At 58.8% G+C, this 21,002-nt stretch carries 18 protein-coding genes; 2 read left to right on the forward strand and 16 right to left on the reverse strand.

What is annotated here, in order from left to right; all coding sequences use genetic code 11:
• The gene (locus tag ACNJYD_RS23830; protein WP_212256465.1) at window positions 1-978 is read right to left on the reverse strand and encodes a glycosyltransferase family 2 protein; all 978 of its coding nucleotides are present in this window, start codon (window positions 976-978) and stop codon (window positions 1-3) included.
• 326 nt (window positions 979-1,304) lie between these two features.
• On the opposite strand from ACNJYD_RS23830, the gene ACNJYD_RS23835 reads away from it, so the two are divergent.
• On the forward strand, window positions 1,305-2,684 hold the full coding sequence (locus ACNJYD_RS23835) for a glycosyltransferase family 4 protein (protein ID WP_257187339.1): 1,380 nt from the start codon (window positions 1,305-1,307) through the stop codon (window positions 2,682-2,684).
• 67 nt (window positions 2,685-2,751) lie between these two features.
• Here the strand turns inward: ACNJYD_RS23835 and ACNJYD_RS23840 are convergent, their stop codons facing one another.
• The 11 genes from ACNJYD_RS23840 to ACNJYD_RS23890 all read right to left on the reverse strand — a co-directional run bounded on the left by ACNJYD_RS23840 (window position 2,752) and on the right by ACNJYD_RS23890 (window position 14,761).
• Complete coding sequence (locus tag ACNJYD_RS23840; RefSeq protein WP_246708754.1) at window positions 2,752-3,507, reverse strand: class I SAM-dependent methyltransferase; 756 nt, start codon at window positions 3,505-3,507, stop codon at window positions 2,752-2,754.
• Window positions 3,504-4,994, reverse strand: coding sequence for a class I SAM-dependent methyltransferase (locus tag ACNJYD_RS23845; RefSeq protein WP_439363508.1), 1,491 nt, complete (start codon window positions 4,992-4,994; stop codon window positions 3,504-3,506). The genes ACNJYD_RS23840 and ACNJYD_RS23845 overlap by 4 nt, the downstream gene beginning before the upstream one ends.
• On the reverse strand, window positions 4,991-6,187 hold the full coding sequence (locus ACNJYD_RS23850; RefSeq protein WP_210268173.1) for a DegT/DnrJ/EryC1/StrS family aminotransferase: 1,197 nt from the start codon (window positions 6,185-6,187) through the stop codon (window positions 4,991-4,993). The genes ACNJYD_RS23845 and ACNJYD_RS23850 overlap by 4 nt, the downstream gene beginning before the upstream one ends.
• Window positions 6,127-7,128: an NAD-dependent epimerase/dehydratase family protein gene (locus ACNJYD_RS23855; protein WP_439363509.1), complete on the reverse strand. Its 1,002-nt coding sequence runs from the start codon at window positions 7,126-7,128 to the stop codon at window positions 6,127-6,129. Before ACNJYD_RS23855 ends, ACNJYD_RS23850 begins: the two co-directional genes overlap by 61 nt.
• Window positions 7,125-8,303, reverse strand: coding sequence for a DegT/DnrJ/EryC1/StrS family aminotransferase (locus tag ACNJYD_RS23860; protein WP_439363510.1), 1,179 nt, complete (start codon window positions 8,301-8,303; stop codon window positions 7,125-7,127). Before ACNJYD_RS23860 ends, ACNJYD_RS23855 begins: the two co-directional genes overlap by 4 nt.
• A 91-nt stretch (window positions 8,304-8,394) precedes the next feature.
• Window positions 8,395-8,916, reverse strand: coding sequence for an acyltransferase (locus tag ACNJYD_RS23865; protein ID WP_439363511.1), 522 nt, complete (start codon window positions 8,914-8,916; stop codon window positions 8,395-8,397).
• A gap of 35 nt (window positions 8,917-8,951) precedes the next feature.
• Window positions 8,952-10,427 carry an oligosaccharide flippase family protein gene (locus ACNJYD_RS23870; RefSeq protein WP_439363512.1) on the reverse strand — a complete coding sequence of 492 codons (1,476 nt, stop codon included), beginning with the start codon at window positions 10,425-10,427 and terminating at the stop codon, window positions 8,952-8,954.
• 52 nt (window positions 10,428-10,479) lie between these two features.
• Window positions 10,480-11,544, reverse strand: a complete 1,065-nt coding sequence (locus ACNJYD_RS23875; RefSeq protein WP_172784595.1) for a Gfo/Idh/MocA family protein — start codon at window positions 11,542-11,544, stop codon at window positions 10,480-10,482.
• A 39-nt stretch (window positions 11,545-11,583) separates the two neighbouring features.
• A complete protein-coding gene (wecC, locus tag ACNJYD_RS23880; protein WP_212256476.1) occupies window positions 11,584-12,846 on the reverse strand; it encodes a UDP-N-acetyl-D-mannosamine dehydrogenase in 1,263 nt (420 codons plus the stop codon).
• Window positions 12,839-13,963, reverse strand: a complete 1,125-nt coding sequence (gene wecB / locus ACNJYD_RS23885; protein ID WP_172784593.1) for a non-hydrolyzing UDP-N-acetylglucosamine 2-epimerase — start codon at window positions 13,961-13,963, stop codon at window positions 12,839-12,841. The genes wecC and wecB overlap by 8 nt, the downstream gene beginning before the upstream one ends.
• Before the next feature lie 3 nt (window positions 13,964-13,966).
• Complete coding sequence (locus ACNJYD_RS23890; RefSeq protein ID WP_172784592.1) at window positions 13,967-14,761, reverse strand: WecB/TagA/CpsF family glycosyltransferase; 795 nt, start codon at window positions 14,759-14,761, stop codon at window positions 13,967-13,969.
• Between the two features lie 191 nt (window positions 14,762-14,952).
• Here ACNJYD_RS23890 and ACNJYD_RS23895 point away from each other — a divergent pair, with 191 nt between their 5' ends.
• A complete protein-coding gene (locus ACNJYD_RS23895; protein ID WP_172784591.1) occupies window positions 14,953-15,840 on the forward strand; it encodes a glycosyltransferase in 888 nt (295 codons plus the stop codon).
• 16 nt (window positions 15,841-15,856) lie between these two features.
• Here ACNJYD_RS23895 and ACNJYD_RS23900 read toward each other — a convergent pair whose 3' ends face one another.
• The 4 genes from ACNJYD_RS23900 to ACNJYD_RS23915 are packed head-to-tail and all read right to left on the reverse strand — an operon-like array spanning window position 15,857 to window position 20,992.
• A complete protein-coding gene (locus ACNJYD_RS23900; RefSeq protein ID WP_439363513.1) occupies window positions 15,857-17,029 on the reverse strand; it encodes a hypothetical protein in 1,173 nt (390 codons plus the stop codon).
• Window positions 17,030-17,053: 24 nt separating this feature from the next.
• Window positions 17,054-18,451 (reverse strand): HlyD family type I secretion periplasmic adaptor subunit, encoded by a 1,398-nt coding sequence (locus ACNJYD_RS23905; RefSeq protein ID WP_439363514.1) that lies wholly within the window; start codon window positions 18,449-18,451, stop codon window positions 17,054-17,056.
• A 23-nt stretch (window positions 18,452-18,474) separates the two neighbouring features.
• Window positions 18,475-20,694, reverse strand: a complete 2,220-nt coding sequence (locus ACNJYD_RS23910; RefSeq protein ID WP_439363515.1) for a peptidase domain-containing ABC transporter — start codon at window positions 20,692-20,694, stop codon at window positions 18,475-18,477.
• On the reverse strand, window positions 20,672-20,992 hold the full coding sequence (locus ACNJYD_RS23915) for a hypothetical protein (protein ID WP_172784590.1): 321 nt from the start codon (window positions 20,990-20,992) through the stop codon (window positions 20,672-20,674). The genes ACNJYD_RS23910 and ACNJYD_RS23915 overlap by 23 nt, the downstream gene beginning before the upstream one ends.
• Window positions 20,993-21,002: the final 10 nt, after the last annotated feature.

The following is a 21,002-nucleotide window of genomic DNA, read 5'->3' on the forward strand; positions in this document are numbered from 1 at the left end:
TCACGGCGTCCTTAACCGCTCGATAGCCGGCCGCAGCAACTGCCATCCCCGCGATCCCAATCGCCGTTTGCAGGCGAGAAGCCACCAACGACGCGATCGCGTAACCTCCGGGTCCAGCTTCGACGCAAGCGCCGAGAGCCGTTCCGATAACCCAACGTCTCCCTCATTGAAGGCACGGCTCGCACAACTGATCGCGTCGAGCGCTAAATGGCGCATCAGCCAGAACCTGAGCTCATCGGCGTCGGGAAGCACGGCGGCACAGCGATCCAGAAACCGCTCAAACGCCAATTTGCGTTGATGGAAGTCTTGCTCGGCGGAATATCCGCCCGACATGTTAGTTGAATGTCGCCGATACACAGCCTGGATGGCATCGATATACCCGACGGGACCATGCGCTGCGAACCGGAGCCACATCTCCATATCACCGCTGTGCGTCAAATCGGGTAAGTATCCCCCCACTTTCTTCTGCAGGCTCGTTCGCACCACCACGCTCGGCGCCAACACTATATTCCTGGCGCCGCTAATTCTGATGAAATCGTGGCCAGACAGTATCCTTGTTCCGGGCCCAAGTTCCGCCGGCGGTGCCAGCATCTCCTCCCGCCCCTCTTGGAGTGCGACCGCCCCGCCAAACGTGAGGCCGACCGACGGATTGTCATCCATCAGCCTCACTGACCGCTCAATCGCGCCGGGCATTAAGTAATCGTCCGCGGAGAGCAAAATCATATAGTCGGCAGCGGCCCAGTCGATCCCCTCATTGAAGGTAGCAATATGGCCGCGATTAGTGGCATGCCTGCGAAACTCGACCCGAGGATCTGAACAGGCCAGTTCTTGCGCTATTTGAGCTGTACTATCCGTGGACGCATCATCAATGATCAGCAAGCGCAACTCGGGTCCGCACTGCTTCAATATGCTTTCAGCGCACTCCCTGAGAAAATGCCCATACTGATAACAAGGAATGATCGCATCGACGGAACTCATGAAGGTCTCCGGGGAAGCGGCTTGGTTGGTCTCAGAGCCCTGCAAGAGAAACTCGGTTGCGCACGATGTTAGGTCGGCTGTTCATCAGGTGACGAACCGACATACGATCGCGCACACCCAAAGTGGCAGCCAAAATAAAAACACCCTCATTTAATTGGATATTTGTATTTAGGCAATATATTATTCTTTTTAATTGACGTACTGCCATTCCCCGACGGCACAAGACAACGGCATTCGAACCCATGGGCCTCAGTCAAAACGACATCTCTTTGCGCGGACGCGTGACACTTTGGGCCCAACGAAACTCCTGGCGGGTGCCGCGAGGCGTGAGACGTATCGCAAAAAAGCTTTTGATCAGCACCCAGCTGGCTTCCGCAAGTGACGGTATTGTTGACGACTGGTCCAGACCCCTCGTGCCACACGATACGAGCGTCGCACCGAATCCACCGGTTGCGCCCGCCTCGATTCCGACCGGCGGCGTGTGGAAGCGGGACGACTTGCTTGTACCGCCAGGGAGTGTGCACTGCCTGATCGTCACTCCCGTGCTCGACGCCGGCGGGCTTGATGAATTTGTCGCTTTTCTTGCAAGACGCCTCCCTCACTTCGGATTTCGCGTGACGGTTATGTGCGCACATCAATCGGCGGCGCCTGCCGGAGAACTGTTCACAACTTTGCAGAGAGAGGGAACCGAAGCGGTTGCCGCCTCGCCAAACGACGCCTGTCTATGGTTCGAGACGAACCGCCCTGACGTCATCAGCGCGCACGATCCGCCCGGTTGGCTCTTGCGGGCAGCCAGCGCTGCCCGCATTCCGGTCGTGGAAACGCTCCATGGCATTCCAACGCCCATAAGCACGAATTGGAGGGAAGAACGCCGGAGATCGAAGTTCATTGTCCGCTTTGTTGCGGTAAGCGAGCTCGTGAGGCGCCAGTACCTTTCAGGCAATCCGTCCTATCCCGATTCCGCGGTCATCACCATCCCGAACGCGTTCAACCAGACACACCGCCCGGCGGTGAACCGCTCGAAAGCCCGAGCTTGGCTAGGCCTTAACGACGAGTTTCTCTTTCTCTCGCTCGGTCGTCATACGGTTCAGAAGAATGCCTACGGCCTGGTCCGGGCCTTTGCCGAGGTCGCCGAGAATGATCGCAAGGCACATCTGCTGATCGCCGGCCGCCTGGATGATGCAGTGTACACGCGTCAAGTGCGCACTCTTCGCGACACGATGCCTTGCAAGGACCGCATTCACCTCCGGCAGTCGTTTCCGACTCCTTCGATCCTGCTAGCCGCCGCCGACTGCTTTGTTCTAAACTCATTTTTCGAGGGATGGTCTCTGGCCTCTATGGAAGCCTTGAGCGCGGGGCTGCCCGCAATCGTGAGTGATGTCGGAGGCGCGCGTGAGCAAATCGGTATGGACGGCAGCCGCGGATTCGTTGTGGCGAACCCCGTCGGCGATCCCGAAAGGGCGAATTGGCATCGCTCCTGTCTTATGCGATTTCGGCCACAGAAGAATAAGGAAGAACTCGTCTCTGCCATGAAGTCAGTGCTCGCACGTCGAGATCATTGGTCCGCAGTACGCGAACAACTATCCGCGGATTCACAAAGCATCTTCGATCCCGTCATATGTTCCAGACGCCACGCGGAAGTCCTTCTTTCGGCGATTTCACGATCTGCGACCGAAAGTCAGTTCGCCGATTATGGTCGCCCATAGCCGATGGTCCCGAGCGTACTGCGCACCTTCGGGAAGCAAGGCAGTCCACCTCTTACCTATCGTGTTTCTAGCTGATCAGCCGGCTCTTCTTCCAATCTATTCTTGGCTGTGCGACAGGCCCACCAGTCAGCTCACCCGCCATGATGTATTGCTTTGCCAAGTGGTGGGTCAGGAGTCCGAGGGTCAATCGGTCCAACATCATGGACTTTGGACCTTCAAGGCCCGTGATCAGACCATCCTTGACCACCAGATTTGAGTCGTTGAAAAGCTTAACGGCGGTGTCTTCGACAAAGAACCTCAGATGGGTGCGGTCAAGAATTCCAGAATCCGTGTAGGCAAATCGACGTTGGAAAAGCAGCGGAACGGTCACGCTCAGATGCGCGATATTCGGAACAGAAACAATCACGCGACCACCGTCCATGAGGAGCTTTCTGGTGATCGCCTGAAGCGTGCGAGTTGGGTCCGGGACATGCTCAAGCACATCAAGCAACAGAATTAGGTCAAACTTGCTGCCTACTCGGGATATCAACTCGTCGATGTCTCCGATGATCGCGACATCGGCATGCTCTCGCAGGTCGGCCTCGAGCGCTTGATTGAGTTCGACCCCGAACGTCGTGGCATCAGGGTAGATCGACTTAAGCCACAGAAGCGTGAAGCCTGCGCCAGGTCCCACTTCGAGTATGCGGGAGGCGCGGCTGGGTAGCAACGACCGTATCTCGCGGCGAGAGCGGCTATAGTAGTCCTTCGCAGCCGAGACTTGCGCAGGACCCCTGTGTCCCTGCATGTCACCCATTTCGATTCTTTTGGCGGTCTCCAAACTCATTGAGCGACGCTCCTTCTGGAAACCTCCATTCTTTCCATCTCGTGCCCGCCACGAAAGAAAGGCTTCCACGCTTCGTGTCTCTTGGCGGTTACAATCAGGTCTGTCGCAAGTATAGGCGACAGGAGCTGCAACATCGGACCAGTTCTTTTTGGACCGCATCTTTCGATCTTTTCGATCACCAGACCGGCCTCCGCGCACCACCTTTGAATTCTACCGATTGTCGTATCGTGAATCCCTACAGCCTCGAACGTCCCCCACGGCCGAAGGACTTTGCCGGATTTCGCGCATTCCCAGGCGTAACGAAGGCTGGGGCGATTGGGCGCGCAGATGATCACTTTGCCGTCCGGAGCCAAGAGACCGGAAAATAGCCTGAGCAGATAGGCCGGATCACGGACGAATTGCAGAACATCAACGTAGAGCAACCGGTCGAAATGTTCCGCTGCGATTTTCGCGGGTGCCGTCGTGACGTCGCCCAACACGACCTCAGCCCCGAACTGGGCCAAGCCACTGCCCACCACGGGGTCGAGGGGTACAGCTACCACACGGTGTCCTCGTTCCAGGAGTCGACGCTCGTTTGCAGCCGAGCATGATCCGATCGATAATACCACCGCGCCTTCCGGAACACCGGACAACACTTCGTCCCTGGCCGGCTCGTAATAGTCCTTTGAATACATGCCATGCCAAAGCCGGGTCTCGGCGCTGAATAGCGGGACCGCATTGCTGCCCTCACGCGCAATCTGCATCAGGACCGAGAGTTGAGCGTCCAATTGCTGGCGATCGACTCCGAGCCGGTTAATATATTTGTTCGGCAAATGGTGGGCCGAGAAATCATCGATGTTGGAAATCGGTATCAGCTTCTTGAAACCACACTGGGTGTATGGATCAGTTGCAGCGGTGCAAGGCAGGTCGTACTTGCCTTCGTGCGGTCCGACCAGGAATCCGCCGGACGCGATCGCTCTCGCAAGCTGCTGCTGGGTGAGTATATAGCTAGCGGCATGCTCGTTGGTAAATTGGGCGAGGCAGTAATCCCCCCTGATCTTTACCGACGTGCAATCCCAATGAAAGGAGCCATGGGCCTGCGGATAATTCAGTTCGCCGCTTGAAGCTTGCTCGACGAGCATCAACCCGGCAACCTCGTCTTCATGCAGCACTGAAGTCACGTCAAGGAACGCTCTGATGTTCTTTTCAGTTATCAAGATGTCGTCTTCGGAATATATGAAGATGTCGTATTGATCAGCTCGCGCTACAAATTGCTCCTTGTGCGCGAAGGGGAGCGACCACGGATTCTTGTTGGGGAGGCCAACGATGCATTCGACGTCTGCAGCGGGCCTTTTATCAATGTTTGATATGATGACGATGTCCACATCGAACGACATGGACCGGTACTCCTGGATCACCCGATCCAGGTAGGCATTGTTTGCAGTCCCATAGCTCGCGATCACGACCAGAAGTCGCAATGACTTTCGCTCGGCGATCCCCGAAGTCATCGCTCCAACTCTGCCCGCAACGCAGCACTCACCCTCGAGGTATCTTCTGCGTTCATCTGCGCGTAGATGGGCAGCAAAATGGCCCGATCCTGGGCGAGCTCGGATTGGCGCAGATCCTGACCCTGCGTGACATCCGAATATGGCGCCTCACGGTGGGCGCACATGATGCCTCGCCGGGTCGCGATGCCATCATCGAGGAGGTGTTGCATAACGATGCGCTGGTCGAGCCGATCTGGAAGACGCACGCAATAGCTCTGCCAGTTGGATCTGGCCCACGTCGGCTCGGTTGGCAACCGCAGTCCTTCCAGATTGCCGAGCTGTTCGGCATATTTGGCGGCAACGGCCCGCCGGCGTGCTACCAGCTCCGGAAGCCGCTCGAGCTGTTTGCGGCCAATTGCGGCCTGCATATCCGTCATTCGGTAGTTGTAACCCAGAACGACGTACTCCTCGAAGATCACGGACGACGAATTGTGCCGCACCGTGTCCGGAACGCTCATGCCGTGCTGGCGCAGCAGCCTGAACTTGCGGTCAAGCTCGGCATTCGCGGTGGTGAGCATCCCCCCCTCACCCGTGGTGATCACTTTTCGCGGGTGAAAGGAGAAACAAGCAATGTCTCCATGCGGCTTTCCGATCGGCTCCCATTCCCCGTTCATCCGGATCTGCGATCCGGCGGCGCAGGCCGCGTCTTCGATCACGGCGATGCCGTGGCGGCGCGCTATCGGCAGAAGCGCGGCCATGTCACAGGGCATGCCCATTTGATGAACTGCAATGATCGCTCGCGTGTGCTCGGTGATGGCTTCGACCAGCCGAGTGCAATCCAAATTGTACGTTTCGGGATCAATATCGACGAAAACCGGGGTGGCGCCCTGGTGTCGGATGACGTTTGCGGTCGCGATGAAGGAGTGGCTTACCGTGATCACCTCGTCGCCGGCGCCGATGTCCAATGCCGCCAAGGCGAGTTGCAGGGCCGTCGTGCAGTTCGCGACGGCACAGGCGTGCGGAGCGCCGACAAGCGCAGCGAACTCGCGCTCGAACGCGGCCACCTGCGGACCTTGCGACACCCAGCCCGACAGCACGGCCGCGCGCGCAGCGTCAGCCTCTTCCTCCGCAAGTAGCGGCGCAGCGATCGGAATCACGATGCCGCCGCCTGCCGATGATGATCCGAAGCGAGCTCGCGCTCGGATCGCCACCATTTCACGAGATCGGCGAGCCCCTGCTCCAGCGAAACCGTGGTGCGGAAGCCCAGCAAGCGCTCTGCCTTGCCCGTCGAGGCCAGACGTCGCGGTACTGGATTGACCGAGCGCTCCGGCGCGAATTCGGGCGTGAGGCCGCGGTGTCCCATCACCGACGCAAGCACCGTAGCCAGCTCGGTCAGGCTTGTTTCAGTGCCGCTACCGACGTTAAAGACCTCATCGGTAATCTTTGCCCTGGCGGCAAGAATGTTGGCACGCGCGACGTCGCGGACGTGAACGAAATCCATGGTCTGACGGCCGTCGCCAAAGATAACGGGAGGCAATCCAGCTTCCAGCCGCTCCATCCAGCGGATCAAGACCTCGGTGTACCGTCCGTGGATATCCATCCGGCTGCCATAGACGTTGAAATACCGGAATGCCACATAGTCGAGGCCGCATGCATCGTTGAAAGCCCGCAGTAGCCCTTCGTTAAACGCCTTGGCGGCCCCATAGAGAGTTCGGTTATTGTAGGCATTCTGCCGCTCTGTCGTCGGAAACTCCTCGGCCATGCCATATACCGATGCCGAAGAGGCCGCGATGATCTTCTCAATATCGTGCTTGATGCACAGTTCCAGCAGGTCGTAGGTGGCATCCACCATGACCTCCTTGGCCAGACGCGGTTCGGCCGCACAATGAGTAATGCGGAGCGCGGCCTGGTGGAAGACGATATCGGCCGCCTTGACCAACGCTTCCATCAGCTTGCGATCGCGAATGTCGCCATGAACCAGTCTCACCGGCCCACGCCCGAGCGCGCGCCGGAGATTTTCCGGCCGGCCTCTGATCATGTTGTCGAGGGCAACAATCTCGATGCAGCCCTCGTCGCAGAGCAGATCAACGACGTGGGAGCCGATGAATCCGGCCCCGCCGGTGACCAGAACGCGTTTACCCTTGAGATCAATCAAGACGCTCTCCTGTTGTGGGACCATGTCATGAAGCTTTGTGGATGCTCCGACCGGGTGCTGATGGCTACGCTAGGCTGCAGCGCCGCCGCACTCCTCAATATTCCGACAACCTCGGCCGCCTGTTCCGGCAGCAACTCGGGATAGATGGGAAGAGAAAGGAAGTCGTTCGCGAGCATCTCAGTGACGGGGAGATCACCGGCGCGATAGCCGAGTTCTGCATACGCCCTCTGCAGATGCACCGGGACGGGATAGTGAATCCCGGCGCCAATTCCGGCATCACGCAATAGCTTCAGCGCGTCGTCGCGGCACTCCAATCTGACCGCATAGACGTGATACACGTGGCGGGCGTACTGGGGCGGCTGGGGACGCGCGAATGGAAGACCAGAAAGCAGTGCATTGTATCGCTCAGCCAGCGACCGACGTGCATCGGTCCAATGCTCAATATAGTCCAGCTTGACATTCAGTACCGCGCTCTGGATTTCGTCCATGCGATAGTTGTATCCGGCAATGACGTGGTCGTACTTCGCCTCCTGCCCCCAATCCCGCAACAGGGACACGCGGCGTGCGAATTCAGGCCGGTCGGTGACGACCGCCCCACCCTCGCCAAACGCTCCAAGGTTCTTGCCGGGATAAAAGCTGAAGCATCCCAGATCGCCGATCGAGCCTGCGCGACGTCCGCGATACTCCGCGCCGTGCGCCTGCGCGGCGTCCTCGATGACGACCAGGCCGTGACGACGCGCGATCTCCATGATGGGATCCATGTCGGCCATCAACCCGTGGAGATGAACCGGCAAGATAGCCTTGGTTCGCGGCGTTATCGCAGCTTCGACCAAGCCGGGATCCATTGTCCACGTCACAGGGTCGACGTCGACGAACACCGGCCTGGCGCCGCTGTAGAGAATGGCCGCGGTAGTCGCGACGAAGGTCATCGAGACCGTGATGACTTCGTCACCGGGCCTTACGCCCGCCGCCAGCAAGGCAAGGTGAAGCGCCGAAGTTCCGCTGTTCACCGCGCGGCAATGGGCAGTCCGGCAATATTCCGCAAAGCGTCCTTCGAAGGCCGTCACCTCAGGCCCGAGCACAAAGTGCCCGCTCCCGATGACCCTCGCCACAGCCGCGTCGATTTCGGGCTTGATCTGGCTATATTGGGCTTTCAGATCCAGGAAGGGTATCAAGATTCAAGACCTTGGATTGGATTGAAATTATATCCGCATTTAAATATAATCATCATATTAAATCAAGCATTAAATTCGAACGGGATGAATATTAACGACGCTCTTTTCGCTGCGCCTCGAATGAGCCGAGGGCACCCAGGACCGTCTCTTCAGCTGCGGACAGAACCCGAGCGGGCACTCCCGCGACGATGGCGCCGTCCGGAACGTCTTTCGTCACGACTGCACCCGCGCCTATGCAGGCTCTCTTTCCGATCGTCACACCGCAGAGGATGGTGGCGTTCGAACCGATGGACGCCCCCTTGCCGACGTGAGTGCGCTGAAGCGTCCAGTCCGACGCCTGCTGAAGACGACCGTCCGCGGTTGTTGCCTTCGGGTATTTGTCGTTTGTGAACATCACGCCATGACCGATGAACACTTCGTCCTCGATCGTGACGCCCTCGCAGACGAAGCTGTGCGACGATATCTTGCAACGCGCACCGATCTCCGCCCCCGCCTGGATCTCGACGAAAGTTCCGATCCTGCTTTCGTCACCAACGGTGCAACCATACAGATTGACCAGGTCCGGATGCAGGATGCGGACATCGCGACCAAGCTGGGTATCCTTTATTGGCATGTCAGTTTCCCTGTCTCTACAGTCCGGCAAAACCCTTACAGTACTGAGCGTGACGGGCGCAGCCTGGGCGCCATCTCGACGAGACCCGCGGCCGCTTGACGAAGGTGCTGCAGCAGAGGGTGCCTTGTGACGATCAGTCCCCACCCCCAGCAGAAGGCGGCGACCACGAACGCTGACAGAAGGCCGACGAAGAAATTGAGAATTCCTGTCTCGATCAACACCGCACAGACGGCTACGCCCGAGGCGGTCGCCATCGTGACGACACCGCTCTTCAGAACGGCACGGCCAAACTCGCGCGGCCGCAGCGCAAGATGCCGACTGAGATAGTATATCGCTACTGCCGCTTGGAACGGCAAGGTTAGCAACGCGCACGCCGCGACTGCCTCCACGCCAAAGAAGGACGCGCCCAGGAGCGCTAGGAGCGACGGTGGCAGCGAGATGAAGGACGAGACAAGCGCGTCACGCACGCCACCAACCGCCAGGAACACAGGATAAGTCAGGCACGCAGCGAACAATGCCAGATTTGCGAGGCAGAGAATGCGCACTAACGGCACGACCTCCAGCCAAGCCTGACCAAGCCAGATCAAAACGATCGGTTTTGCCATAATCGCTACGAATGTGAGGAACGGCCACTGCACTGCGGAAAGCAGCTGGACCGCGTCCAGATATACGCCCTTTAGATCTGCCCCGGTTGCACGCCTCGTCACGATCGCCGGCATGATGACCGGGTTCAGCACCTGCGTGACGAGCCTGTCAAAAACCTGGGTAAGACTGGTGGCCCGGCTATAGAGACCTACAGCCGAAAAATCGAGAATCTTTGCGAGAAAGAGCTGGGGGGCGAGGTTGTAGAAGATATTGATGGCACTGACGCCGCTGGAATAGAGACCGAATCTGAGGACGTCGCGGTATTCCGATAGCGAAGGGCGCAACACGCCGAAATCCTGATAGGAGCCCAGCAGCGTAGCCGTGAGAACGATGCTCCCCGCCACACCACCCCAGATCGGAGCCATATAGCTGAAGTTCAATACCGCCAGTCCGATCGAAACCAGCGCAACCGTCATGTTGCTTGCAAGATTGCAGATCGCGAGCGTCCCAAACTGCATGTCACGGCGAAACAAGGCGATCAAAGTTCCGGAGACCGGCAGAAGGAGAAGGTTAAGCGTAGAAACCTGGATACCTCGCCTCAGGCTGTCCTGCCCAAAGAGTTGCGATACGACGTCGGCCGAGGCTAACAGGATCAGGGCAACTGCCAGCGAGACCCCCAAGATCACAGTGAACGCCGTGCGAATGGTTCCGCGCGACAACTCATGCTTCTGAATCAGGTAGTTCGCCCCTCCAAATTCCTGAAATGCGGCTGCGACAATAGCGGTAAGCGCGTTGACAACCGCAAAGACCCCGAACTCGCTCGGCGTCAGCAGACGCGAGAGCACCGCGGTCGAGACAACGAACAGCACAAGGGCGGCATAGCGGTCCACCCCAGAAAATAGAACCGAACGATGCACTGAATTCATCGAGACTCCGTTGCGGGGCTCGGCTGGCCAACAGCCACGGCCAAGGCGCCAATCAAGCCGTGGCCCGGGTCTCCTCCGGTAGTATACGCGGCAACTGCCTGATCGGGATTGGCCTGCCCTGTTTGGCGATCGAACGAGAAGCTGCTTCGAGCACCTCGATCACCCGCAGCCCCGACATGCCACTGGAAATCGGCTTCGTCCCCGTGCGGACGCAGTCGACAAAATGCTCGACCTCCGTTTGCAGCGCCTCCTTGGGCGAGATATGCGGAGCCCACATGTCACCAGCGCGATATCCGATCCGGAACTGATGTGCACTCTCGGGAGGCCTATCGAGCGTAATTCCCTTGTCGTAGACCTTAACCTTCTCGGTCGGCTCGAGATCGTCGTAGACGATCATCTTCTTGCTGCCTCCAATGAACGTCTGCCGCACCTTGACAGGCGAGAGCCAGTTGACGCTGACGTGAGCCACGCATGCGTTGGCAAAGAACAAAGTGATATGGGCCATGTTCTCCGGCGAACCGACAACATGGCACGAGCCCGTCGCCGAGACCGCAACCGGCTCTTGATCGAGGATATGATGGATGATCGAGATGTCGTGTACCGCCAGATCCCAGATCACGTTTACATCTCTTTGAAACAGTCCGAGGCTCGAGCGTATGCTATCGTAGTAGTAGATGTCCCCGAGCTCTCTCTTCAGCAGGAGCTCACGAATCTTCTGGACCGCCGGAGTATAGAGAAAGGTATGATCGACCATCAGCGTCAATCCGCGTCGGTCCGCCTCGTCGATTAAGCGGGACACCAGCTCCGCGCTCGGCGCAAGTGGTTTCTCGACCAACACGTGCTTGCCAGCTCTCAACGCCGCCATTGCCAGCTCGTAATGCGTGTGCACCGGCGTAGCGATGGCGATTGCGTCGATCAAGGAGTCCTTCAGCAGATCGTCATATCGAGCGGTGGTCGCTACCCCTGGGTACAGCTGCCTGATGGCGGCCAGCCTACCTGGATCAAGGTCGCTGACGCCGACGACGCGGGCGGCGGGATTGATCGAGAAATTGCGAACGAGATTGGGGCCCCAATAGCCGTAGCCGACGACCCCGATTCCCAGCTGACTATCTCGCATACTGACCTCGATCCATTCGGGAAACTTCGATTTTGTTGGTTAGGTGCGCGCGGGCATATCCTGCCATATGCCTCGCGTATCGATGACGTCGAGGTGCCGGCGCTCGGCCAATGGCACCATTTTGAATTCATCGTGATCAACGAGCAGGACCGCAATTTCGCAGCTGCGCAGGGCTTCGTCGATGGTCACGAATGCGACGCGATAATCGGCCAACTGAGACGGCAGACGGCGCAGATTCGGTTCGACAACCTTGATCCGTTCGCCGTATTTGGCCGCGAGATGCATAGCAATCTCCAAAGCCGGGCTTTCACGCACGTCGTCGACATTCGCCTTGAACGTCAATCCGCAACAGGCAACGTTCGCGTAGGGATGATCGTCGATCAGCGCCTCTGCGTGCTCGATGATCTTCCGTGTCTTGGCGTTGTTCACATCGCGGCTTGTCCGCATCACACGCGCGAGGTCGGGCGCAGAGTCAATGATGAACCAGGGATCGACCGCAATGCAGTGCCCGCCCACACCAGGGCCCGGCCGCAGTACGTTTACGCGAGGATGACGGTTGGCGATATCAATCACCTCCCAGACGTTGATGTCGAACCGGTCGCAAATCAACGAGAGTTCGTTGGCAAATGCTATGTTGGTGTCGCGGAAGGCGTTTTCGGTCAGCTTGACCAACTCGGCCGCGCGCGCCGTGGTGCCGACGCAAGCGCCGCGAACGAACATCTTGTAGAAACGTTGAGCACGCCGCGTGCAGGTTGGCGTGATCCCGCCAATGCACCTGTCATTGTTGATGAGCTCGGTAAGGATCCTTCCCGGCAACACGCGTTCTGGACAGTATGCGACGTAGATCGCCCCGTCGTCCCTGCCGTTGACGCCTATGTGCAGCTCTGGCCTGCGTTCAACGATCCGCTTTGCGATGGCTTCGGTTGTCCCGATCGGCGACGTCGATTCAAGAATGACAAGATTACCTGGCTCGAGAAGATCTATGATGTTTTCGACTGCGGCGTTGACGCTCGCCAAGTCTGGACGGTGCTCGTGGTCGATCGGGGTCGGCACCGCGATGATGAACACGTCGGCCGGCTGCGGCTTTCTGGACGTCGTGAGCGCACCGCTTGACACGACCTTGGAGACGAGACCGTCCAGATCGGGCTCGGCGATGTGAATTTTGCCAGACGCAACGGTGTCGACGATGCGTTCGTTTGTATCGATGCCAACCACCTGCAGTCCACGGCTCGCGATCAAAGCCGCGGTCGGCAGCCCGATATAACCAAGCCCAACGACATTTATCTTCTGGAATTCAGGCATCGAGAAGCACCTTCACGATCCGCTCGCTCGCGTGCCCGTCACCAAACGGATTGTGCGAACGCGCCATGGCAGCATAGGTCTCGTCATCGTCAAGGAGGCGAAATGTCTCTGCAACGATCCTGTCGTAATTGGCGCCGACCAGGCGCGCCGTTCCCGCTTCCACGCCCTCGGGACGCTCGGTTGTTTCGCGCATCACCAGGACCGGCTTCCCGAAGGTGGGGGCCTCCTCCTGGACGCCGCCTGAATCTGTCAGAACCAGATATGACATCGAGAGCAGGCTCACGAAATCCGTGTATTCCTGAGGAGAAATGAGGACAACCCGCGGGTGATCCGACAACCGAGACGCAAACAGGTCTCGGACATTCGGATTCGGGTGCACGGGCAGCACCACGGCGACGTCCTCCCGCTGCAGGATGGTCTCCAACGCGTTCACGATGTTGGTCACGCCGCCACCGAAATTTTCCCTGCGGTGGCAGGTCACCAGGATGATGCGCCGATTGCCGTGACGCTGCTTGATGCCGTCCCAGCGGCACGCCAGTCCCGGATCGGATTCGACCATCGCTTTCGCGAGGATGAGAGCGTCCACCACCGTGTTTCCGGTGACGTGAATGCGATCGTCGGCGACGTTCTCAGAACGCAACGCTCGGGCGGCGCGCTCTGTCGGGGCAAAATGTTGATCGGCGATCGAGCCGACGATCTTGCGGTTCACCTCCTCCGGCCATGGAGCGAAGATGTCGCCGCTGCGCAGTCCGGCCTCGATATGCGAGACCGGTATACGGTGATAGTAGGATGCCAGTGCACCCGTCATAGCAGTCGCGGTGTCGCCCTGGACAATGACCCTGGTGGGCTTCACTTTTTCGAGGAGTTCGCCGACTTGTCCGAGCAGCCGGGCGGTCAGATGATCCAGCGTCTGATTTGTCGTCATGACGTTGAGATCAAAATCCGGAACCACATTGGCCAACTTGAGGACTTGATCAAGCAGCTGCCGATGCTGTGCGGTCGCACATATCGTTACGGAGATGTCCTTACGCTTCTCGGCCTTGAGCCGGTTGATGACCGGAAAGAGCTTGATTGCTTCCGGACGGGTTCCCAGAAGGATGAAAAAATGCTTGCGCACGCTTCACCCCCCGATCCGGCTCGGACCAGGGGGAACGGCGCCGGGCGCACCGAGCGGGTGCCGAAGCCCCTGCCTGATGAGCGCGTGCGCCAGGACGCCCGCAAACAGCGTGTTCGTTTTGGCGTATCGCCACCACATCCGCCCAGGCTCTTGATAGATCCGGTACAGCCATTCGAGGCCGAGCTTCTGAACCTGGACCGGCGCGCGCCGAACGGTGCCTGCCAGAACGTCGAATGCACCACCCACGCCCATGATGAAAGGTACGCCGAGATTGTCGCGGTGAGCGGCCAGAAAGCGCTCCTTCCGGGGCGTCGGCATGCCGATGAAAAGGCAATCGGCGCCGCTGGACTGGATGTCCCGCACGACGTCATTCTCCTGCTCGCGCTTGAAATAGCCGTCGTGCCAGCCCGCAAAGACAAGTGAGGGATGGCTCTCGCGCGCGTTCTGCATCGCCTGGTGCAGTACGTCGGGAGTCGCTCCCAGGAAATAAGGTTTGAAGCCTTCGCGCGCGCATACTGCGAGCAACTCGGCGAGGAGATCCACGCCCGCGACGCGCGACGTGGCCGGAAGCCCCAGCGCTCGAGCGCCCCAAACGATTCCCATGCCGTCCAGGCCGACGATATCGCTGTTGGCGACGTCGGCCGCGAGCACCGGATCAGCCCTCATATTGACGAATTTGGCGACGTTCAGCGCCACATGTTGCAGCCTTATCCGGCTGTGCATCGCCCCGCGCGCAAGATCCACGGTTTCTGCCATTGTCAGCAGGTCGACGGGACATCCCAGGAACGAGGCGCGCATTGGAGTTACCTCTCGGAAAATACGACCTGTTTAAGTTTGCATTTAAGATTATTATCTAGATAATACGCGCGAGATATTTAATTGCAAGATTTAAATGGGACTGACTGCATCATTGGAAGCGGGATATCGGGGCTCCAGCGCTAGAGGACGGACGGCACAACCCAACGCAAATTAAATAGAGGATTTAACTAGTGATTTCAGTCATTATTCCGCATCTGAACCAGTCTGATGCGCTGGAAGTCTGTTTGCGCACCCTGGACGCGCAGAGCCTGTCTCGTCAGGCGTTCGAGGTCATCGTGGTGGACAACGGCTCGTCAACGCCCCCAACGGACATCGTTGCCGGCCATCCTGGTGTACGGCTGCAGCACGAATCGCAGCCGGGTCCGGGACCGGCGCGAAACGCAGGCGTCGCTGCGGCCAACGGCGAGATCCTCGCCTTCATCGATGCCGACTGCAGGGCGCATCCGGATTGGCTGAGCAGCGTGGTGAAATGGTCCAACTTGTCGCCGGCTGGCACAGTTCTCGGGGGCGACGTTCGCATTTGGCGCGCGGAAAATGCGGAGCTCGATGCCATTGCGGCTTACGAGAGCGTCTTCGCTTATCGCTTCAAACTCTATATTGAGCGCCACGGTTATTCCGGCACTGGCAACATGGCGGTGTTTCGCCGCGATTTCGATCGCGTCGGCCCTTTTGCTGGCATCGAGGTCGCCGAAGATATGGAGTGGGGAGAGCGTGCGTTGCGCGCGGGGCTTCGGTTTCGATACACCCCCGAGATGATCGTCTTCCACCCGGCCCGGAGCTCTCTGCAGGAGCTCTACGCCAAATGGGATCGACACATCGCACACTATCGCAACATGGCGGAAGGCAAACCTGTTTGGCAATTGCGCTGGCTCGCGCAAGCCTTGCTCGTCTTCGCATCTCTCGCGCCAAACGCTGTGACCGTGCTGACCAGCGACCGTCTGCATGGCAGCGGCGTCCGCCTCAAAGCCATTGCCGTATTGTGTGCCGTCCGGGCGCACCGCGCCATGACGATGCTCTCGCACCTACGGAGCAGGCGAGCAGTAGCCTGGAATCGTTAGTGCAACGGCAATTCTGTCAGGGGCCGCCAAAAGCGACATTGTGAGTCAGTTCCGGCAAGTCGGTGCGCCGGCCGAATGACCACAGAATCCAGCCCAGCTCGTAGCTGCGGCACTCAAGCCGAACTTCCACATCCGCAGCGTCGATCAGCCGCTCCCCGTGTCCGAGCCAGGCGTTCTTGAGGGCGCGGAACACCCTCGGCGTCCTTGTTGTCAATTCACCCTTGCGAACTTGCGAGCGGATAGTCAGGTTCAGTTCAGGGACGAGCATGGGCCGGCGCAGTTGATTGCACCCAAGGACCCAGTTGAATCCCTTGACCAAGGCGTCCCGCGATTGCCTCTGCCCAAAGCGCTCGGCCCATTCCAGCAGCGCCGGGGCCATTCCATACTGATGGACCGAATAGACTTCGTAATAGTCAATGACGCGGCCGCTCAGCGCGTCGAAAAACCAAGGCCATTCGCCTTGCGAGCCTTGAAGCGCGATCAGATTGCGCACACAAGTATCGGCCATGACAAGTGCGGACGCATCACCGGAAAATTCGCCATACTGATAGCAGGCGATCGAGAGGTAGGTCTGCGTCGCAAAGGACGAGAAACGGCGACGAAGCCCAAACGGTGCATCGAAGAACATTCCCGATTCGCTGTGAAAGCGTTCCTTCAGGAGTCGATAAAGCGGCTTGGCATAGCGCCACCACTCGTTATCGCCTGCCCTCGCCTGAGTCACGACTCCCGTGAGCAACATGCCAAGATCCTGCGCACGGAAGCTCCTCCACCGGGATTCATCGGAAAGAATGGCTCTCAACTCGCATTTAACCGGGTCCGGAATTTCGAGCCCGAGCTCGGCCGCGCTCCATAGCGCCATACCGAAGGCATACTTGCGTACAGGAAGCTTCGTGAGTTGCAGAACGTTGCGATGAAATATCTCGGGTATATCAATGCCACTTGGGATTTCGGCAACGCGCGACATTCCAAGAAGCACATTGAGAGTATAAAATACGTCGCTGCTCGGTACCGATTCGTTTGGTGAAGAACGTCGATCGAGATGGTAGATGTGCGACCACCGGCGGTATTCAGGCAACCAACAACGTTCCAGCCCCTTGAGCGCGTAGTCTACCAATGGTGCATTTCGCGAGAGCTTACTCTCCACGGTAGGCACCACGAGCTTCACTCCAAAATTCGGACTAATCATCATGGTCGATCGCCATTCCAAGCCGGGTTAGTATTCTCGAATGCTTTCATCCAATCCGCGCAGCAGCGGATAAAGGAAGTACGAAATCACGGTGCGCCTGCCGACTTTCAGTTCGGCCGTCACCGCCATACCCGGAATCAGTTGGATGCGCTCAGCCGGAAGCCGAAGGTGCGTGTCCGACAAATCGACCAGTACGCGGTAATAGGGAGCTGGCGCGCGGCGCGCACCTTCGGCCTTCGTATCCGGCGAGAACGTATCCTGACTGATGACGCGGACTTCTCCCGTTGCAGTTCCATACTTCTGGAAGGGAAACGCTTCGAACTTGATCCGAACCGACTGTCCGAGCGTCACCTGACCGATATCCCGGCCCTCGACGTTGACCTCCGCCTGAAGCGGAACGTCGCGCGGAACCAGGACGAACAGCGTTTCGGCTTCGCGAACCACCGAGCCGACGGTCCGGTTCGCGATATCCAGCACCACGGCATCTGCCGACGCCTGCAGGACGATCAACTGTCGACGAAGCTCGGCCTTCTTCAATTCCTCTGCTGCGCTATTGCGCTTCGGCAGCGTCTCCACCAGTTCCTGATAGGTGGTGCGACGAAACTCCTCGGCGAATACTTTCCGATCAGCGCGTGCCTTCTCCAGCCGATGGGTACTATCGGCGATACTGCCGCGAACACGCGCCAGATTGCTTTCGACCTCGAGCCGTGCATCGCGAGACAGTAGGAAGTTCAGCCTCGAACCGACCTCTTTGTCCATCAGCGTGGTTCGCATCGCTTCAATCGAACGCATCGTGTCGAGCCGCTGAAGGAGAACCGCCTCTTCATTCTGTGCTGTCTTGAGATTGGCTTGCGCGGAAGCGATCTGTGCGTCGTAGTTCTGGATCTGCGCCTCGTAGGCGGCTCTCCTCTGCAAGAACAACTTGCCTTGCAGGATCTGATCCGAATTCGTCAGCTCCTTGACGGCGTACTCGATTCCATTCAATTCAGCGCTCAGACGATCGATCGACGCATCGAATCCAGCCACTCTGCCGCGCAGTTGGTCGAAATCCGCCTGCGAAAACGTCGGATCGAGGGTCGCCAGAACGTCGCCGCGGTTGACGCGATCACCGGCCTTGACGTGGATCTCGCGTATTACCGACGTTTCCAACGGCTGCACAACCAGGTTGGGACGCGTCGTGGTGAGTTTTCCCTGCGCCGTGACGATCATCTCCACCTGCGAAACGGAAGCCCAGATGACCGCGAAAGCAATCAGTGCAAGTACGCCGTAAAGGGTGAAACGCGCGAGCCGCGGTGGCGCTTGCTGCTCGAGTTCGGTGGCATCGGACTGGAATTCGGCGATGACTGGCGCTCGCCTCGGCCCCGGCCTGAATAGCTTGCGGCGGCGCTCGACCGGCCTGGCCGGAACAAGAGCGGTCGGCTTCACATCCGCTGATGTCCCTGTCTCCCTCATGCAATCTGCTTCATCTGTTGATTCCACAAGTGCCTGTAAATTGTGCATTTCGACAGGAGGTGGTCGTGGCGATCCACATCGACGATTCGGCCGCGGTCCATCACCAGTATCTGGCTTGCTTCAGTGAGCATCGACAACCGATGCGAGACGATGATGACAGTACGCCCTGCCGCCAAGCGGCGGAGATTGCGCCTGATGATCATTTCGCTTTCGGAATCGAGGGCACTCGTCGCTTCATCCAAAATCAAGATCCTTGGATCGACGATCAGAGCTCTCGCAATCGCGAGCCGCTGCTTCTGCCCGCCGGAGAGGTTCGAGGCATCTTCCTCAAGCATGGTGTCGAAGCCACGCGGCAACCGTTCGATGAACTCGTCGGCGCCTGCGAGCTGCGCTGCAGCGACGACCTCGGCAAAGGTGGCATCACGTTTCACGCAGGCGATATTGTCGCGAACCGTCCCGCGAAACAGGAAATTATCTTGCAGGACGATTCCAAGGTTTCGGCGCAGATGCGCGAGGTCGAGCTCCCTCGAGTCATATCCGTCGATGCGCAGGAGCCCCTGCTGCACCGGATACATGCCCGAAATCAGCCTGGTGAGAGTCGTCTTGCCTGAGCCGCTCCGTCCCACGATCCCGAAGATCGATCCTGGCTCGACGGTGAAGGAGACATCATCAAGCGCCGGCGATCCGTCGGATCCGTAGCGAAAAGAGACACTTTCGAACTCGATTTTGCCGGCAAGGTCGGGCCGCAGCCCATCTTTCCGACCGTCGCGCTCAGGCTTCTGATTCATCACCTCGCCGAGCATTTTCACGGCAAGAGCCACTTCCTGGTACTCGTGCACCATGGTCACGAGCTGAACCAGCGGTCCGGAGACCCTGCCGGCCAACATGTTGAAAGCAACCAGAGCGCCGATGGTCATTTCTCCAGCGAAGACATCCAGTGCTCCGACAGAAATGATTCCAAGCGTCATGATCTTTTCGAGAAATCCGGTGAGCGCCTGGGCGCCTGCGGAAATCTTCTCGACACCAAATCGCATGGTCACGGACTGCGCGCAGCGGCTATCCCAAACCCTGCTCTGCGCTGGCTCCATCCCCAGCGATTTCACGGTGCGCATGCCGTGAACTGTTTCGACGAGGAGAGCCTGCCGCGCACCTTCCGCTTGGTATAGATCGTACAGTCGTCGCCGAAATGGACCCATGAGCAGTCCGACAACAGCGCCGCTCGCGGCGGTGAAGGCCAGGACCATCAAAGTCAATTTGACGCTGTACAGCGCAAGGACCGGCAGGAAGACGAACAACGAGAGCGCATCGAGGGTCGTCAAAAACAGGCGGCCAGTCAGAAACTCACGGATCCGCGCCGCTTGTTGCATGTGCTTGACCAGAACCCCCGCGGCCATATGTTCGAAAAACGTGACCGGCAGCGCGAGGAGATGACCGAACGTCTTCGTCGCAACGCGAATGTCGACTCTGTTGGTCGCATATAGCAGCAAGTAGCGCCGCAGAAAGCCGAATATCGCGTCAAAGACGAGCGCCACGGCCGCGCCTGCCGCGAGTACGTACAGAGTGGTGAAGCTCTCGTGAACCAAAACCTTGTCGATGACGAGCTGGAAAAAGATCGGGACGACGAGGCCCAACGCATAGAGCAGGATGGCGGCAATGGCGACGTCCCTGAACAGCCGCCATTGAAGAAGCAGTTCCGGCACGAACCACCGGAGGCCGAAACTCCTTCGACCATCCTGTGTCAACTGCTCGCGCTTGATCAGGATCGTGTCACCGGCCCACTGCGCACAGAAGCGATCGCGGTCGACAACCAAGACCTCGTGCTTGCGGTCGGCGAGCGGGTCGAAGATGCTGACGACCTCGGTGCCATCAGTTCGCCGCCCCGCACCAAGGACGGCGATCCAGTTGCCATTGGCGAGCCTCGCCAGCGCCGGATAGGCCTCTCCGAGACGAATCAGTGCGCTCCAATCGAGCTTCGTGCTTCTCGCGCGCAGGCCTGCATCCTTCGCCATGCGCAACAGGAGATTCAACGAGAGCGGGCCGGCTACCGCATAGGCGTGCTTCAAGCGCTCGACCGGCAGATCTATGCCATGGTGACTGGATACCTTGGACAGGCATTCCAATGCCGTCTGGGTTGACAATCCGGGTGCGGGCGCGTCCGCAACCCGGTCCTTCGCGCCGCCAGCGGCATCGATTTCAGCGGAAATTCGAAGAGACATTCAGAGACCGTGTGTTGGGCGCCAGCGCATCACGTACTCCCGACGCACCGTTTTGCGATCCAGCTGGCTGGTTCCGCCGGACCACGCCCGCATCAACCAGGCCCTGAAGCGCCTTCTGCATCACGTCGACCGAATTGGCGAAAGCTTCGACCGAAAAGATCAGCCGCTGAGAAAATACGCGCTTCGGGGCGTTGTTGGCGTCACGCTCTGTCGGTGAAAGACTGACCAGATCGATGCGGACGATGGTTCCGCTGACGGTAATTTCTTCGATTCCATCGGTATAAAGTTCGGCGTGCATCTTTACGTCT

The organism is Bradyrhizobium sp. SPXBL-02, from assembly GCF_051853065.1.
Lineage (GTDB): Bacteria > Pseudomonadota > Alphaproteobacteria > Rhizobiales > Xanthobacteraceae > Bradyrhizobium.

Coding starts and splice junctions, on each gene's coding strand:
- ACNJYD_RS23830 (WP_212256465.1), bottom strand. CDS start 978: ATGAGTTCCGTCGATGCGATCATTCCTTGTTATCAGTATGGGCATTTT.
- ACNJYD_RS23840 (WP_246708754.1), bottom strand. CDS start 3,507: ATGAGTTTGGAGACCGCCAAAAGAATCGAAATGGGTGACATGCAGGGA.
- ACNJYD_RS23845 (WP_439363508.1), bottom strand. CDS start 4,994: ATGACTTCGGGGATCGCCGAGCGAAAGTCATTGCGACTTCTGGTCGTG.
- ACNJYD_RS23850 (WP_210268173.1), bottom strand. CDS start 6,187: ATGGTGGCGATCCGAGCGCGAGCTCGCTTCGGATCATCATCGGCAGGC.
- ACNJYD_RS23865 (WP_439363511.1), bottom strand. CDS start 8,916: ATGCCAATAAAGGATACCCAGCTTGGTCGCGATGTCCGCATCCTGCAT.
- ACNJYD_RS23870 (WP_439363512.1), bottom strand. CDS start 10,427: ATGAATTCAGTGCATCGTTCGGTTCTATTTTCTGGGGTGGACCGCTAT.
- ACNJYD_RS23875 (WP_172784595.1), bottom strand. CDS start 11,544: ATGCGAGATAGTCAGCTGGGAATCGGGGTCGTCGGCTACGGCTATTGG.
- wecC (WP_212256476.1), bottom strand. CDS start 12,846: ATGCCTGAATTCCAGAAGATAAATGTCGTTGGGCTTGGTTATATCGGG.
- ACNJYD_RS23890 (WP_172784592.1), bottom strand. CDS start 14,761: ATGCGCGCCTCGTTCCTGGGATGTCCCGTCGACCTGCTGACAATGGCA.
- ACNJYD_RS23900 (WP_439363513.1), bottom strand. CDS start 17,029: ATGATGATTAGTCCGAATTTTGGAGTGAAGCTCGTGGTGCCTACCGTG.
- ACNJYD_RS23910 (WP_439363515.1), bottom strand. CDS start 20,694: ATGTCTCTTCGAATTTCCGCTGAAATCGATGCCGCTGGCGGCGCGAAG.
- ACNJYD_RS23915 (WP_172784590.1), bottom strand. CDS start 20,992: ATGCACGCCGAACTTTATACCGATGGAATCGAAGAAATTACCGTCAGC.